This window comes from Petrotoga olearia DSM 13574 (assembly GCF_002895525.1).
Lineage (GTDB): Bacteria > Thermotogota > Thermotogae > Petrotogales > Petrotogaceae > Petrotoga > Petrotoga olearia.
The window spans coordinates 183,062-199,014 of sequence record NZ_AZRL01000004.1; the positions used below are offsets into that span (position 1 = coordinate 183,062).

12 protein-coding genes are annotated in these 15,953 nt (G+C 33.4%); 10 read left to right on the forward strand and 2 right to left on the reverse strand.

The genetic code is table 11. From position 1 onward, the window contains the following. Positions 1 to 7: 7 nt before the first annotated feature. Both X929_RS02700 and X929_RS02705 read left to right on the forward strand, forming a co-directional pair. A complete protein-coding gene (locus tag X929_RS02700; protein ID WP_103066497.1) occupies positions 8 to 1,222 on the forward strand; it encodes a complex I 51 kDa subunit family protein in 1,215 nt (404 codons plus the stop codon). Further along, positions 1,219 to 2,928 carry an NADH-dependent [FeFe] hydrogenase, group A6 gene (locus X929_RS02705; protein WP_103066498.1) on the forward strand — a complete coding sequence of 570 codons (1,710 nt, stop codon included), beginning with the start codon at positions 1,219 to 1,221 and terminating at the stop codon, positions 2,926 to 2,928. Before X929_RS02700 ends, X929_RS02705 begins: the two co-directional genes overlap by 4 nt. Positions 2,929 to 2,945: 17 nt before the next feature. On the opposite strand, the gene X929_RS02710 is transcribed toward X929_RS02705, so the two are convergent. Together X929_RS02710 and X929_RS02715 are read right to left on the reverse strand one after the other, a co-directional pair. Further along, positions 2,946 to 4,262, reverse strand: a complete 1,317-nt coding sequence (locus tag X929_RS02710) for a sensor histidine kinase (RefSeq protein ID WP_146255763.1) — start codon at positions 4,260 to 4,262, stop codon at positions 2,946 to 2,948. 50 nt (positions 4,263 to 4,312) lie between these two features. Then, on the reverse strand, positions 4,313 to 4,981 hold the full coding sequence (locus tag X929_RS02715) for a response regulator transcription factor (RefSeq protein WP_103066500.1): 669 nt from the start codon (positions 4,979 to 4,981) through the stop codon (positions 4,313 to 4,315). 216 nt (positions 4,982 to 5,197) lie between these two features. On the opposite strand from X929_RS02715, the gene X929_RS02720 reads away from it, so the two are divergent. From X929_RS02720 to X929_RS02755, 8 genes are all read left to right on the forward strand, one after another. Beyond that, positions 5,198 to 5,824 (forward strand): PepSY domain-containing protein, encoded by a 627-nt coding sequence (locus tag X929_RS02720; RefSeq protein ID WP_169924919.1) that lies wholly within the window; start codon positions 5,198 to 5,200, stop codon positions 5,822 to 5,824. Positions 5,825 to 6,186: 362 nt separating this feature from the next. Continuing rightward, the gene (gene aglA, locus X929_RS02725; RefSeq protein WP_103066502.1) at positions 6,187 to 7,578 is read left to right on the forward strand and encodes an alpha-glucosidase AglA; all 1,392 of its coding nucleotides are present in this window, start codon (positions 6,187 to 6,189) and stop codon (positions 7,576 to 7,578) included. A gap of 226 nt (positions 7,579 to 7,804) precedes the next feature. Beyond that, the gene (uxaC, locus tag X929_RS02730; RefSeq protein WP_103066503.1) at positions 7,805 to 9,172 is read left to right on the forward strand and encodes a glucuronate isomerase; all 1,368 of its coding nucleotides are present in this window, start codon (positions 7,805 to 7,807) and stop codon (positions 9,170 to 9,172) included. Positions 9,173 to 9,204: 32 nt separating this feature from the next. Continuing rightward, complete coding sequence (locus X929_RS02735; protein ID WP_103066504.1) at positions 9,205 to 10,362, forward strand: ROK family transcriptional regulator; 1,158 nt, start codon at positions 9,205 to 9,207, stop codon at positions 10,360 to 10,362. A 14-nt stretch (positions 10,363 to 10,376) separates the two neighbouring features. Beyond that, complete coding sequence (locus tag X929_RS02740) at positions 10,377 to 11,534, forward strand: tagaturonate epimerase family protein (RefSeq protein ID WP_103066505.1); 1,158 nt, start codon at positions 10,377 to 10,379, stop codon at positions 11,532 to 11,534. Positions 11,535 to 11,765: 231 nt separating this feature from the next. Next, positions 11,766 to 13,187 carry a glycoside hydrolase family 28 protein gene (locus X929_RS02745; protein ID WP_146255764.1) on the forward strand — a complete coding sequence of 474 codons (1,422 nt, stop codon included), beginning with the start codon at positions 11,766 to 11,768 and terminating at the stop codon, positions 13,185 to 13,187. A 282-nt stretch (positions 13,188 to 13,469) separates the two neighbouring features. Next, positions 13,470 to 14,702 carry a Gfo/Idh/MocA family protein gene (locus tag X929_RS02750; protein ID WP_103066507.1) on the forward strand — a complete coding sequence of 411 codons (1,233 nt, stop codon included), beginning with the start codon at positions 13,470 to 13,472 and terminating at the stop codon, positions 14,700 to 14,702. Positions 14,703 to 14,714: 12 nt separating this feature from the next. Then, positions 14,715 to 15,710 carry a Gfo/Idh/MocA family protein gene (locus tag X929_RS02755; protein WP_103066508.1) on the forward strand — a complete coding sequence of 332 codons (996 nt, stop codon included), beginning with the start codon at positions 14,715 to 14,717 and terminating at the stop codon, positions 15,708 to 15,710. Positions 15,711 to 15,953: the final 243 nt, after the last annotated feature.

The following is a 15,953-nucleotide window of genomic DNA, read 5'->3' on the forward strand; positions in this document are numbered from 1 at the left end:
TAAATATATGGAAAAAATCTTTCTAAAAAAGGACTTGGGTAAAAGTTTGGAAGAGTACGATTTCCCAGGCTTAAAAAATGCTTTGAATATGGAACCCCAACAAGTTATCAACAAAATAAAAGAAAGTGGTTTAAGAGGAAGAGGGGGAGCCGGTTTTCCTACAGGTATAAAATGGGAAACGGTGCTTTCAATTGAGGATGACACCAAGTTTATCATATGTAATGCGGATGAAGGAGAACCAGGAACTTTCAAAGACAGATTTTTGTTGGAAAATCTACCCTTTAAAGTTTTGGAAGGCATAATAATCAGCGGTTATGCCACTGGATCAAAATATGGTTACATCTACATTAGAGGTGAATACGTAGAAGCAATAAAAATCGTTAAGAAAGCTATCGAAAAACTTTATGAAAAAAATATATTGGGAGAAAATATTCTAAACTCAGATTTCTCGTTTGATTTGAAGTTAGTGAGAGGTGCTGGGGCCTACGTATGTGGAGACGAAACATCTTTAATCAATTCCATTGAAGGAGACAGAGGAAAATCCCGTATAAAACCTCCCTTACCAGTTTTTGAGGGATTGTATGGTAAACCGACAGTTGTCAATAACGTTGAAACATTAGCTGCAGCAGCAGAAATAATGAACTATGATAACAACCCTTATTCAGAAATGGGAACCGAAAAAAGTAGAGGAACAAAATTAGTCTCTATCAGTGGTGACGTTAACAAACCAGGCGTTTACGAAGTAGAATTTGGAAAGTTAACAGTTAGAGATATCGTACAAGAATTGGCAGGAGGGGTTAAAGGAGAAAAAATCGGTTTTGTTATACCCGGTGGAATTTCCACCGAAGCATTAACTGAAGAAGAATTAGATGTACCTTACACCTATGAAAATCTTCAAAAAATGGGGAGTAACATCGGATCTGGTGGAATGATCGTAGTTTCTTCACAAAGAAATTATTTAGAAATCGTTAAAAATGTCTCTGACTTTTTTAGAGATGAAACGTGTGGAACGTGTTTCCCATGTAGAGAAGGAAACAAGAATATAAGCAAAATCGTTTCGGATATATATAAAAGAGGATATCCAACTTCAAAAGAAATAGAAATAATCTCTGATATACAGTATGCGGTAAGCTCAGCAGCACGTTGTGGATTTGGAGAATCTTCGTTGAACCTCATTCTCTCCCTGTTTGAGAAATTTTACACAAAGAAGGTGGAAGTATGAAAGTAAAGATAAACAACAGAGAATATGAATTTGACCATGAAATTAGTATTTTAGATGCCACAAAGAATGCTCACATAAAAATACCAACACTTTGTTATTCTGAAAAGCTTGAACCTTTTGGAAGTTGTAGACTTTGCTCAGTTGAAATAAAGGGTGAAAGAACCTTAAAACCAGCTTGTGTAACAAAGATTACCGATGGTATGGAAATCTTTACTCATTCTCAAAGAGTAAGAAAAACAAGAAAAACTATCATGGAATTGATAATAGCTTCTCACGGAATAAGCTGCAACTTAAATTGCCTTACATGCTCAAAATCGGGCAGTTGTGAGATAAAAGAGATTGCTGAAGAAATAGGTGTTACTGAAATAAGAGTCCCTCCGATATATAATGGTCTTCCAGAAGATAGAAGCAGTTATTCTATTGTGAGAGAGCCTCAAAAATGTATTGTTTGTAACCGATGCGTCAGAAAATGCTCAGAAGTCCAGTCGGTTAACATATTAACGATTGCAAACAGAGGGCCTGATACATACGTCACAACTTTCATGGACAAAGGCATGGGGAACGTAGATTGTACAAATTGTGGGCAATGTATCTTAGAATGCCCCACAGGAGCATTACATGAGGTTTATCAAATGGATCAAGTTTGGAATGCTCTCTCTGACGAAAGTAAATTTGTAATCGTTCAAACGGCCCCTGCTGTTAGAGTTGCAATAGCAGAAGAATTTGAAGCGGAGCCTGGAAAAATCGCTACAGGACAAATGGTGGCAGGATTAAGATTGTTAGGATTTGACAAAGTATTCGATACTAACTTTTCCGCAGACTTAACGATAATGGAAGAAGCGAATGAATTCCTTGAAAGATTCAAAAATAATGGGAAACTTCCTTTATTCACTTCTTGTAGTCCTGGTTGGGTTAAATTCTTAGAACATAATTATCCCGATTTTATTGATAATCTTTCGTCATGTAAATCTCCTCAACAAATGTTTGGGGCTATTGCTAAGACATATTATGCAAACAAATTAGGAATTTCAAAAGAAGATATGGTTGTAGTTTCTATAATGCCATGCACCGCTAAGAAATTCGAACGGGTTAGACCCGAGATGAAGGGTGATGTCGATTATGTATTAACTACCCGAGAATTGGCAAAAATGTTTAAACTAGCTGGTATAGATTTGTTGAACGTCCCAACGGAGGACTACGATGAGCCCTTAGGCATCTCTTCTGGTGCCGGCGCTATTTTTGGAGCAACAGGTGGTGTTATGGAAGCCGCACTTAGGACTGCTTACGAGGTAATAACTGGTGAAGAATTAGAAAAATTGGACTTTGAAGCCGTTAGAGGTATTGAAGGAATAAAAGAAGCAACGGTAGAAATAAACGGAATAAATTTAAAAGTAGCTGTCGTGAATGGTTTGGGGAACGCTAGAAAGGTTTTAGAAATGATCAAAAACGGTGAAAAAGAGTATCACTTTGTTGAATTCATGGCATGTCCAGGAGGATGTATTGGTGGAGGTGGTCAACCTATCCCAACAAACAATGAAATAATTCTAAAAAGGATGCAGGCGATATACGAAATTGACAGATCCTTACCAATAAGAAAATCTCATGAAAACCCTGCTATCAAAACTTTATACGAAGAATTTCTAGAAGAACCATTAAGCGAGAAATCTCATGAATTGTTGCACACAACTTATCTTGCAAGGAGCTAATAAGGGCCTTTTGGCCCTTATTTTTCAACAGGTAAAAACAAAGAAAACACGGTTCCTTTTCCAACTTCACTCTTCACTTCTATTCTTCCATCATGAGCATTAACGATCTCTTTAACAATTGCAAGCCCCAAGCCAGTACTTTTTTCACTGCTTGTCCTTGCTTTATCTACTCTATAGAAACGATCGAATATACTATGTAAATCTTCTTGGGGAATACCTCTACCGGTGTCTTTTATTGATATTTTAGCAAAATTACCAATTTTAATACAAGAAATAGTAACTTTTCCTTTATCCGTGTACTTTAAAGAATTATCTAAAATGTTTATGATTGCTTCTTTTAATTTATCTTTATCTGCCCTGATATTTAAGTCTTCCAATTTTTCAACTTGCAAAGTAAGTCCTTTGTTGTGGTACAAAGGACTTACTTTTTTTATGACTTCCTCCAACAAAGATTTCAAATTAGTTTTCGTAAAATTGTAAAATTGAGTTTTGTTATCACTCCTAGCTAAAAAAAGCAATTTATCTATGATTTCTGACATATAAGAAGTTTCTTCTAAGATCGACTCTAAAGATTTTTTATACTCTTCTACCGATCTGTCTTTTTTCAAAGATAAACTACTTTCAGCTTGAATTACAGAAAGTGGCGTTCTCAAATCATGAGAAACATCTGCGGTGAATTGTTTCTGTTGATCAAAGGCTTTTTCAAGTCTAGAAATCATTTGATTCAATGTGGAGGCTAGCCTTCCTAACTCATCTTGTGACTTTACTTTTATCCTTTCATTCAAATTATTTTCCTCGATATTTTTTGCCGTATCTATAATTTTTTCAACAGGTCGAAGAGAACTATCGGCATAAAAAAATCCCCCTATCCCCGCAAGAATCATCACCAAAACGCCAGTCGATATCAAAATCATTTTCAAACGAGCCAAAACATTCTCTATTTCATTTGTAAATCTTCCAATGATTATAACAACATTCGAATTTTCTTTTAGTTTTGCGGTTGAAACATAAAATCTAGTATTCCAATTGAAATCAGTGGTTAAATTGAAAAAAAATGTTTCGCCAGAGTTGGCTTTTTGTACTTTCCCCTGAATATCGGGTATTTTTATAAGATAACCATAAAATCGTAATAAACTACCATTGTCACTATAAATGAAAATCATTTCGTTTGGCAAGGCTTTTATATTTTCAATATCTTCAACATTCACTGCTTTTTCCAATACTCCTTTAAAATCCTCCATTCTTGTCAACAAAAAATTATCAATGTTATCATAAAGGCTATAGCTCAAAGCATAATAAGAGCTCAGCCCAAATACTAAAAGCAAAATGGCCATGATTAGCAAGTACCAAACGGTCAATTTGAATTTTATGCTCTTAAAAAAGCTTAAGATACCGTTAACCTGTAACCAGCTCCTCTAACAGTTTCTAAAATTTTACCTTCTTTATCACCAATTTTCTTTCTCAATCTTCTTATATATACGTCTATAACGTTTGAATTCCCTTCAAAGTCGATATCCCACATTTTTTCCTCAAGAATAGTTCTGGTAACTACTATTTTTGGGTTTCTCATAAAATACTCCAAGATATTGTATTCCTTTGGGGTTAATTTCAATTTTTTCTCCCCCATCCAAACTTCCCTTGTTAAGGTGTTTAAAGTTAAATCTCCAACTTTAAGAATTGGGTTTCGAGTAAAACTTTCTCTTCTTAGCAAAGATCTAACCCTTGCAAATAATTCATCGAAATCAAAAGGTTTTATCAAATAATCATCTGCTCCGGAATCTAAACCCTTAACTCTGTCTCCCACACTATCTTTTGCTGTTAGCATCAATATTGGGGTATTGATGTTTTCTTTTCTTAAATTTTGACAAACGGTTATTCCATCTTTTTTTGGTAGCATTATATCTAAAATTATCAAATCGTATGAAGAATATTTTGCATAGTTTTCCGCTTCTTCTCCGTCATAAACAACATCAATACAGTATCCTTCTTCCGTAAGTCCTCTTTTTATTATATTTGCAAGTTTTTCTTCATCTTCAACAACAAGAATTTTCATACTATTCACCTCTATAATTAATATTCTATCACAACTAATTTTCTGACATTCAAATTAAACTTTTATGAAAAAAATAACTTTTTAATCATTCATTTTTTTACTATAAAACTTTCAGCTTAAGTTAAGTTCACTCTCATAGGAATTTCATTCCTGAATTATAGACTAATAGTGTAAAGGATGGAGGGAAGGGAATACCAAAACAAGGAGGTGAAAGAGATGACCAAAAGACTATTAGGAACGCTGATTATTGTGACTTTTCTAATTAGTGGATTCGTGTTTGCTCAGTTACCTGAACAACCACCTGTAACATCAGAAGAACAAGGAGAATTAGTGGGAGTTCCAATAGATCAACTAATACAAACGGTCAAAGCTACAATACCGGAAGGAACCCTAATTTCTATAACCTCTGATAAAGGACTTTTCGGTAAAGATAAAGGCACTTACACTTTCAAATTTGACGATGGAACAGAAGTTCAAGTGGACAAACAAACCGGAGAAATATTGTCTACGGAGGAAGGGCAAACTCCATCTGAAGAAACTTTGAACCTCTTATCTATGGTAAACATACCTTTAGAGGAAGCAGTCAAAACTGTTGTAAGCGCCTATCCCGAAAATATGTTTCAATCAGCAAAAATAGAATTTGACGAAACAGGTAACCCAGTTTACACAGTCGAACTCTCCGACTTAACAGTAAAAGTGGATCCATCTAACGGTGAAATAATTTCTCCAGAAGGAGAAATGCAGATTCCACAACCCACTGAAAGTATCCCTAACGAACCACGAACTCCCACTGAAGAAGGTACTCCCGAGGAATTTCAAACCCCACTAAATGAAAATTTCTAAAATTCTCCCTGTTCAACTTCCCCTGCAAAAAATCTGCAGGGGAATTTTTATAAATTATAAATTAACGAGCCACATGAAAAAGGCAGCTATTGGAGCCATCGTCGGTATCGAACCGATAAGATAACTCACAATCAACGAGATTAAAAATCTCACCTCGATCACCTCTTATTTTTAATTATACTCTACTTTTCAAATCTTTAGAAAAAATGAGAAAAATCAACGTAATCAAAAATATTTGTATTTAATTGGATTATATTGACTATAATCAAGTAAAATCAAGTTTGACATTTTGTTTATTTTAATTTAAAATGGATACGAATAAATTCGATTTTAGAATGAATTAATTAAAGGAGCCAAAAAACATGTCCATTAAAATTTCTTTTATAGGAGCAGGTAGTGTCAGATACACAGTGAAATTAGTAGGTGATTTAGCAAAAACGAAGGAATTAAATGGAAGTTTAATCTCTTTCATCGACATAGACGAAGAACGGTTAAATGCCGTAGATAACCTTGCTAAAAGATATACAGAAGAAATAGGTGGAAATCTTAAATTTGAGAAAACTACCAATCGTGAAGAATCTTTAAAAGATGCAGACTTTGTTATAAACACGGCATTATACAGAGCACCGGGCCATGAAGATGGTTATGTAAGTTATGAAATCATGAGAAATGTTGCAGAAAAATATGGTTACTACAGAGGAATAGATAGTCAAGAGTTCAACATGGTATCGGATTATTATACATTCACAAACTACAACCATATGAAATTATCACTCGATATAGCCAAATCGATTGAAAAAATATGTCCAAATGCATGGCTTATACAAACCGCTAACCCTGTTTTTGAAATTACACAATTGATTAAAAGGCTGACCAACGTAAAAGTAGTAGGCTTTTGTCATGGGGTTGGTGGTGTCCATGAAGTTCTAAAAACTTTAGGATTAGAAGAAAAAGAAACTGATTGGCAGGTAGCTGGAGTAAACCATGGAATATGGTTGAACAGATTTCTATACAAAGACGAAGATGGTTACCAAATCTTAGACAAATGGATAGAAGAAGAATCAAACAATTGGGAACCAAAAGATCCTTGGGATACCCATTTAGCTCCGGCAGTTATTGATATGTACAAATTCTATGGATTATTACCCATAGGAGACACAACTAGAAACAGCACTTGGAAACATCATCATAGTTTACAAGCAAAAAAGAAATGGTATGGAAAGTTCGGGGCAATAGACAACGAAGTTGAAAGGCCGAAGTTCTATGAAGAACTACGTCAAATAAAAAGATTGATAATTCAAGTTTCGAAAGATCCAAGTATCAAAATAACAGAATACTGGCCTGAAGAGTTCCCGAAAGAAAAAATGAGTGGCGAACAACAAGTGCCTTTTATAAACGCTTTAACTAATGATGTTGAAGCAAGATTATTCCTGAATGTTTTGAATAATGGAACGATAAAAAACATTCCTAACGATGTAGTTGTAGAAGTGCCTATAAAAGTTAACAAAAATGGAATATTTCCTGAAAAGATACAGCCAGATCTACCAGAAAAGATTAAAAATTACTATATAATTCCTAGAATCACAAGAATGGAAATGGCGTTAGAAGCCTTTATAACGGGAGATAGAAATATCTTAGAAGAAGTTTTAGTAAGAGATCCAAGAACCAAAAATTATGATGATATTCCTAAGTTGTGGGATGAGATATTCGATCTACCATTTAACAAGGAAATGAAGGAACATTATAGAAGTTAATAACGAGTTTAATAGTAACTTTAGAAATAAAATAATATTCAAAAATTAGATTTTGATTTTAAAAGAGTTACAGGGGGGAGCACTTTTGCTGATTTGTGCAAAAAAGTTTTCTTAAAATAAACTTTGATTTTGAACTTGGGGATCTTAAGGGGTTTACCCCTTAACATTTGAGCGAAGGGGAGCTAAAGCAGATTGTATTTAACTTAGAATGATGGAGGTTAGAAAAATGTCTTTTTTAGACGAAAATTATTTACTACAAAACAACACTTCGAAGATGTTGTATAATTCAATTAAAGATCTCCCTATCTTAGATGCTCACAATCACGGGGATGTGAAAGAGATCGTTGAGGACAAAGGTTGGGATGACATCTGGCAAGTTGAAGGAGCAACAGATCATTATGTTTGGGAATTAATGAGAAAGAGAGGAATCCCCGAAGAAAAAATAACCGGAAATGCTTCAAATAAGGAAAAGTGGATGGCATTGGCTGAAGTTTTCACTGGGTTCGTTGGCAATCCTACATACGAATGGATACACCTCGATCTAAAAAGAAGGTTTAAAATAGAGGATATCATTTCAAAGTATACAGCTGAAAAGATATGGCAAGATACTTCTTTATTACTAAAAAGTGAAAGTATGAAACCTCAACGATTATTAAAAGAAATGAACGTAGAAATAATGTGTACCACAAATGATCCAACAGAGGATCTCTCATACCATGAAAAAGCTAAAGATATTGAGGGAATAAAGATTCTTCCCACTTGGAGACCAGACAAAGCTATGAACATTGAAAAAGAAAATTGGAAAGATTTTGTAGAAAAGCTAGGAGAAATAACAAAAGAAAATGTTGAACGTTTTGAAGGGTTCTTAAATGCTCTTTACAAGACTCACAAAAAATTTGAAGAACTTGGTGGAGTGTCGAGCGATCATGGGATATTTGAACCCATTTCATACCCAGTTGAAAAGGAAAGGGTAAAAGAAGTATATGAAAAAGCATTTTCAAAAAAAGAGATAACGAAACAAGAAATTTCAGACTTTAAATCCTTTGTATTTTATGAATTTGGTAAGATGAACGCTGAGAGTAATTGGGTTATGCAATTACATATTGGTGCTGTGCGAGATTATAGAGACAAGTTGTATAATACTTTGGGGCCAGATACTGGAGGGGATATTTCAACCAGCAACGTTGACTTGGCAAATGGGTTAAGATACTTTTTAAACCAATTTGATGAAAAATTGAAAGTTGTTTTGTACTGTTTGGACCCTTCGCTATTTCCAACCGTTGCCACAATAGCAAGGGCTTTCCCAAACGTTAGTCTAGGAGCACCTTGGTGGTTCAACGACAGCCCTTTTGGAATGGAGATGTATTTGAAATATATAGCTACTGTAGACCTTCTTAGCGACTTAGCAGGTTGGGTAACAGATTCAAGAAAGTTAATATCCTATGGTTCACGAACAGAGATGTTCAGAAGAGAGTTATCTAACGTTGTGGGTGAAATGGTAGAAAAAGGTCAAATACCTATCAGGGAAGCGTTTGATTTGGTGAGAGATCTTAGTTATTTCAGACCAAAAAGGTTGTTCTTCAAAAAAATTTAGAGAAAAATTATTGAACTCGGAGGTACTATTCGATGAAAAAAGCATCCTTATCTTCTTTAAAAGAAAACAATGCCGCACTTATTTTTCAATCATTAAGAATTAAAGGGCCTATGACGAGAGCCGAAATTGCAAGAGAAACACACCTCATGCCTTCAACTGTGAGTTATATTACGAACCTTTTAATTCATAAAAAGGTATTGAAAGAAGTTGGAAGTGAGGATGTTTCTCGTGTTGGGAAAAAGGGTATTTTGCTTGATATAAACTACGACGACTTCTTGTTTATTGGATATGACGTGGGCTCTGCATATTCAAGAGTTATTGTCTCGAACGGTAAAGGGGATATCTTATATTCCAAAAGATTCGTATCGGAGAAGAACGATAAATTGTTGAAACAGATTTATGAAAATATAAAAATAGTTAAAAAAGAATTCAACATAATAGGTATAGGGATGGCTTTTCCTGGTTATATAGATCCCGAAAAAGGAGAGGTTATAAGATCCCATAATATTGATATATCGAACTTTGAAGTTAAAAAGGTTATGAAAAAAGAATTCAATCTACCAGCTTACGTGGATCATAACACAATAATGATGGCACGAAGCTTAATTTCTAACAATTCCCACAAAGAGAAAGATTTTTGTATAATCAACATTGGTCCAGGTATAGGAGTAGGGATAGTAAGTAACGGAAAGATATTGAGGGGTTACAAGAACGCTGCAGGAGAGTTAGGCCATGTCACGGTTAACCCTGAAGGTAGAAAGTGTAACTGTGGTAAAAAAGGTTGTTTGGAAACAGAAAGTTCCAGTAAGGCGATTGTTAGAAATTACGAAGAAATATCCGGGAAAAATTTAGAGTGTGAAGGAAGTTGTGAATCAAGGTTGGTATATGAATTAGCCAAAAAAGGTGATGAAAAAGCTATAAAAGCGTTTGAAAGAGCTGGAAAATATTTAGGAATTGGCATTGCCACTTTAGTCAATATTTTAAATCCAGAAAAGGTCTATATAGCAGGTGGTGTGTCAAATGGGTGGGAATTTCTTAAAGACTCCACAGAAGAAAGTTACAACCAGAATATATTTTACGCAAACAAAGACGTAAACGTTGAAGTTTCTTCTATAGGTGAATATCTAACAGCTTGTGGAGCTGCAACTTATGCCTTCGAAAAATATGTAAGAGAAGAATTAATACCATGAGGAGGAAAATTTAAATGTTTACAATATTACCGAAGAAAGGAATTTCTATAGGTCTTGGAGATAGAATAGGGATTGCAACCCCAGGTCATATAAAAGTTGCAAAAAAATACAACTTCTTTCCTGTTTTCGCACAACAAAGCATTAGGGAATTAAACTTTACAGGAAGAACGTTCAGAGACGTAAGAAAAGATGTACTAAACGCACTTGTTGAAGAAAATTATGTTGGAAACAGTGGATTTGATGGAGATCATTTGAAAAGCGATGAGGAGATTCAGTATGCTTTAGATTCAGGAATTACAATGTTGACTTTGGATTGTTCAGAACATATGAATAAAGATTCTTCTGTAAAAGAAAGCATATTTGATCAATTTTATAACAAAAGCTTCTTTGTAAACGATATGCCCATAGAATATTCAGATAAAAACGAGTTGAATAAAATCGTTTCAATTTATGGTGGCGTTATCGAAAGAGTCATAGATGTATGGAACAAATTCCCGAAGGTGAATAAAAAAGAGGTATCTTTTGAAGTTTCAGTTGACGAGACAGATGTTCCAACAGACGAAAAGACACATTTTTTGATCTCTAAATATATCTACGATGAAGGAGTAAAAATAGATACATTAGCCCCACGTTTCCCCGGGGAGTTTCAAAAAGGTATTGACTATATAGGAAATATACAAGAGTTTAAAAAGTCTCTTATCAAACAAGACAAAATAGCCAAATATTTTGGATACAGACTTTCCATTCATTCTGGTAGCGATAAATTCTCTATTTATCCCATAATAGGTGAAGTTACTCAAGGAAATTACCACCTAAAAACATCTGGAACCAGCTACCTTGAAGCTATTAAGGTTATAGCGCAAAAAGATCCTGAATTCTTTAAAAAAATCTGGCAAACATGCCTTGATAAAAGAGAAGAGATGGACAAATACTACCATCTTTCCTGTGACCCATTCTCTGTTCCAAAAGACTTATCTCCAACAGAATACCTACAAAACCCAGATGCAAGGCAGACACTGCATGTTTCATACATGTTCGTTTTGAACCCTCAATACGATTTCAGAAAAAAGTTTTTTGAGATCCTTACAAAATACCAAAATGAATACCATGAAAACGTTGCGCACCATATAGAAAAACATGTTAAAGAACTTAAAGTTGAAGAAACAAAATAAAAACATAAAAACTAAGAAAAAAGGAGTATTTATTACCTAATCTTAAATAATTGCCAATAAATGCTCCTAATTGGTTAAAATCGGATTTGACAAGTAGGTGTTATTTTATTATAATTTTTTTGGTTTGAAAATAAGAAAGTTACTTTCATAATAAGAAAATGAGTATCTTCAACTCAAAAGTAAAATTATTGATTTTCCTAAATATCCGAAAGCATTAAAAAAGTAAAAAATGTGCGTTCTTATACTTTTACAGACATTCTAAATTTAAGCAGAGGAGAAATTAAAAATGAAAAGTTTTTTGGTGATTTTATTATGATTTACTCTTTATCTTCATTTAAAGTGATAAATACCTTAGATACGCAGAATGATTGGAATATGGCTTCAGAAATTATTCAATCAGTACAAAGACCAACAATCCCTGAAAAAAATTTTTTTATAACAGATTTTCGTGCAGTAAATGATGGTGTTACAGATGCTCGCCCTGCTATTATAAAAGCTATTGATGCAGCAAGTAACAATGGAGGTGGACGTGTGGTTATACCAGTGGGGGACTGGTATTGTAAAGGCCCCATTTATTTAAAAAGTAATATTGAATTACATGCAGCGGAGGGTGCGCATCTTTTATTTAGTCCATATGCCAAGGATTATTTACCTGTGGTTCTTACTAAATATGAAGGAACTAGATTATATAATTATTCACCATTAATTTATGCAAGAAATGTTCATGATGTAGCAATTACAGGTAAAGGTGTAATTGATGGAAACAAGGATAGTGAATTTTTATCTTTTATAGATAAACATGATTCAGACGTAGCTCTTTTGCGTCAAATGGGGGCTGAAGGAATACCCGTAGAAAAACGTATTTTCGGTGAAGGCCGTTTTCTTAGACCATGTATGATTCAATTTTATGATGCAGAACGTGTTTTACTAAAAGATTATACAGTAGTGAATTCTCCCTTTTGGGTTAATCATTTAAATTACACTAATCATGCAATTGTCAGTGGGATTAATGTAGATACCCATAACGCAAATAACGATGGAATTGATATTGAATCAAGCTCATATGTTGTTGTGGAAAAATCAAAGTTCCAAACAGGAGATGATTCAGTTGTTGTTAAGTCAGGGCGTGATTATGATGGCCGACAGGTTGGAATACCTAGTGAAAATATTGTAGTTTTTCGAAATAATATGGGCGGCGAAGATGGAGTTGCACTTGGTAGTGAAATGTCTGGTGGTATTCGTAATGTGTTCTTTACTGATAATATTTTAAGAAATGGAACTTCAGCATTCAGATTCAAGTCTAATCTTGATCGTGGAGGTATGGTTGAAAACATTCGAGTCCGCAATATGGAAATTGATACATTTGAACGTCTTTTCTGGTTTCAAATGAACTATCCAGGTGAATTAGGTGGTTACTATCCAAGTATTTATAAGAATATTGTATTCGAGAATATTACTGTAAAAAATGTAGAAACGGTATTTGAGTCACATGCACCAAAGGGGTTCCCGCTGCAGGATGTTGTACTGAAAAATATCATAATCAAGAATGTAGAAAGTGATAATCCAATTATTTTAGAGAACGTTAAAAATATTTGTTTTGAAAATGTAAAGCTCAATGATCAGTATATAAACGCTACTATTGATTGGTATTAATGGAGTATTTCTACATTTAAAATTTAAAAAACTTTCTAGCTCTTTTAAATAAGAATAACGCAGTGAAAAACAAATTTGAGATATGAAACAGAAAGTACTTTCTTTTTAGAATAAATAATAATAGCTAGGGTTTAATAATCAGTGAAAAGAACTAATCTCATTATAAACAGTAAAGTTGTTGGTTTTCTTAAATACTAGAAGTTATTAAAAAATGGTTAAAAAATGAGTGTTTTATAGGATTTCTATAGATAGTAAAAATATATTAAGTAAGGAGAAAAGTGTATGAATAAAGTTTATTTTGCAGTAGTAGGAATTAGAAACTTTGCAGCAGAACATATCAAGTTTATAAAACAATTAGAAAATGAGGGAAAAATCAAATTAGCAGGAATAGTGGTAGAAGATAGAAGGAAAAATTTTGACCTTGAGAAAAAATTTAAAAAAGAAGGAATAGAGATTTTCTATTCCTATGATGACCTTTTAAAAAACGCTCGAGATTTTGTGGATGTAATCACGCTACCGACTGCTATTCATACTCATAGCGAAATGGCAATAAAAGCTATGAAATACGGATATAATGTTCTATTAGAAAAACCTCCAGCTGCTACAGTTCAAGAAGTAGATAAAATTATAGAAGCAGAGAAAGAAACGGGAAAGTTTTGTTCGATAGGCTTTCATATGATTCATTCGAGATCTATTAGAAAGTTGAAAGAAATTATTTCGCAAGGAAAATTAGGACAAATTAAAGAAATCAGTTGTAAAGCTATATGGCCAAGATTTCGTTCATATTATACCAGAAATGAATGGGCCGGTAAAAGTATATGCAACGGACATATTATATTAGATGGACCTATAAATAACGCTTTAGCCCATTACTTAAATAATATGCTTTACTTAATAGGTCCTAGTATGAACGAATCAATTGATCTTGAAACTGTGAGAGCTGAATTATATAGAGCTCACACTTACATTGAAACAGAAGATACTTCATGTATAGAAGCTAAAGCAATTAATGGTACAAAGATACATTTCTATGTAACTCATGCTTCAAATAAAAAATTAGACCCCTATATGGTAATCGAAGGAACAAAAGGGAAAGCCTATTGGGATTTTTCTGAAAAAACAACCATATATTTAAATAATGGGGAAAAAATAGAATTTGATAATGAAGGAATAGACCCTCATTTAGAAGTCTTTAGAATTGTAGCTAAAAAGCATTTGGGTATTATAGATGAATTATATTCCACACCAAAAAATTCACGACCATTTGTAGTAGCTGTAAATGGTGCCTACGATTCGGCTGAAAAAATTGTTCCTATACCAAAAAATTTCATAAAAGAATATGAAGAAGAAAATGAATATAAAACTGTTTTAAATAATATTGATGAAATAATAGATGAAGCCTTTGAAAAGAAAGTGCTTTTTTCAGATTTAGGAATAACATGGGCTCGTGCAACAAAAGAAATAAAAGTGAAAGAATATAAGTCTTTCAACCCATTTTTGAAAAAAGATGCTTAGGGGGTCTTTAATATGAAGTTATGCTTTGTAGGTTCAAGTGGCCATTATCATTATGTTGTAACGCCCTTAAGACTTTATCATAATCTGAACATAAATGTTGTTGGAATTGCTCCTGGTTCCAATGGAGAAAACATAGACAAATTACGTAAAGAAATAGAAGACTTAGGATATAAACCAAAAATATATGAAGATTACAAAAAAATGTTCGATGAAACCAACCCAGATGTAGCCATCATTAACTGTTTTTTTGGTGATTTAGCTAAAGCTTCAACTGAAGCTTTAAACAGAAAGATTAATGTTTTTACAGAAAAACCTGTAGCCACAAATTTTGAAGATCTTGATTTATTAAAGGAAGCTTACTTAAAAAGTCAATGTTCTTTCACAGCTATGTTCGGTATAAGGTACAAACCATGGTTTTTAACAGCTTATAATTATTTAAAAAAAGGTGTTGTAGGAGAAATAAGACTTCTCAATGCTCAAAAATCTTATAAACTTGGACAAAGAGAGCCATTTTATAAATATAGAGAAACTTATGGAGGCACTATTCCATGGGTTGGAAGTCACGGGATTGATTGGATCCGGTGGTTTACAGGAGTAAATTTTATTTCTGTATATGCAGCTCATTCGAAAAAATACAATAATAACTATGAGGATTTAGAGACAAGTGCATTATGCCACTTTGAACTTGAAAATGAAATTTTTGCTTCATTATCGATAGATTACTACAGACCTAACAATGCTCCTACACATGATGATGATAGATTAAGGGTTGTAGGCACAAAAGGAATAATCGAAATAATACATAATAAAGTATATTTAATCGATAATGAAGTGCCTGGGATTTGTGAACTACCGTTAGAACAAGAAAAAAGCATATTTCTAGATTTTTTAAGCGAGATAGAGAAGAAAGGAAAGTGTATGGTCACCGCTGAAGATTCTTTTGAAGTAACAAGGATATGTTTAAAAGCCCTTCAATCTGCCGACGAAGAAAAAGTTATATTTTTATGATTTGAAAAGCAAAATATATATATATTAGATATTTTAGAAAAAGGGGAATTTTTAAAAGGATAGGTGGTTCTTAGGAGGGTTTGAGAATACGATAAAATGTCTTACTTTTCGAAAAATTAGTAAAAAAGAATCTCAAATAGTGAATAAAAATTCAGGGAGAGAAGTGAGACAACTAAAAAATCTGTTTTCTTACAAGCGTGAGTTGGTAAATGCATTGGAGTTTTTAAAGACGGTAAATTATAA

Bases quoted from the DNA above. Each gene is read 5' to 3' on its own strand.
- X929_RS02700 (WP_103066497.1), top strand. From the start codon at position 8: ATGGAAAAAATCTTTCTAAAAAAGGACTTGGGTAAAAGTTTGGAAGAG.
- X929_RS02705 (WP_103066498.1), top strand. From the start codon at position 1,219: ATGAAAGTAAAGATAAACAACAGAGAATATGAATTTGACCATGAAATT.
- X929_RS02710 (WP_146255763.1), bottom strand. From the start codon at position 4,262: ATGGCCATTTTGCTTTTAGTATTTGGGCTGAGCTCTTATTATGCTTTG.
- X929_RS02715 (WP_103066500.1), bottom strand. From the start codon at position 4,981: ATGAAAATTCTTGTTGTTGAAGATGAAGAAAAACTTGCAAATATAATA.
- X929_RS02720 (WP_169924919.1), top strand. From the start codon at position 5,198: ATGACCAAAAGACTATTAGGAACGCTGATTATTGTGACTTTTCTAATT.
- aglA (WP_103066502.1), top strand. From the start codon at position 6,187: ATGTCCATTAAAATTTCTTTTATAGGAGCAGGTAGTGTCAGATACACA.
- uxaC (WP_103066503.1), top strand. From the start codon at position 7,805: ATGTCTTTTTTAGACGAAAATTATTTACTACAAAACAACACTTCGAAG.
- X929_RS02735 (WP_103066504.1), top strand. From the start codon at position 9,205: ATGAAAAAAGCATCCTTATCTTCTTTAAAAGAAAACAATGCCGCACTT.
- X929_RS02740 (WP_103066505.1), top strand. From the start codon at position 10,377: ATGTTTACAATATTACCGAAGAAAGGAATTTCTATAGGTCTTGGAGAT.
- X929_RS02750 (WP_103066507.1), top strand. From the start codon at position 13,470: ATGAATAAAGTTTATTTTGCAGTAGTAGGAATTAGAAACTTTGCAGCA.
- X929_RS02755 (WP_103066508.1), top strand. From the start codon at position 14,715: ATGAAGTTATGCTTTGTAGGTTCAAGTGGCCATTATCATTATGTTGTA.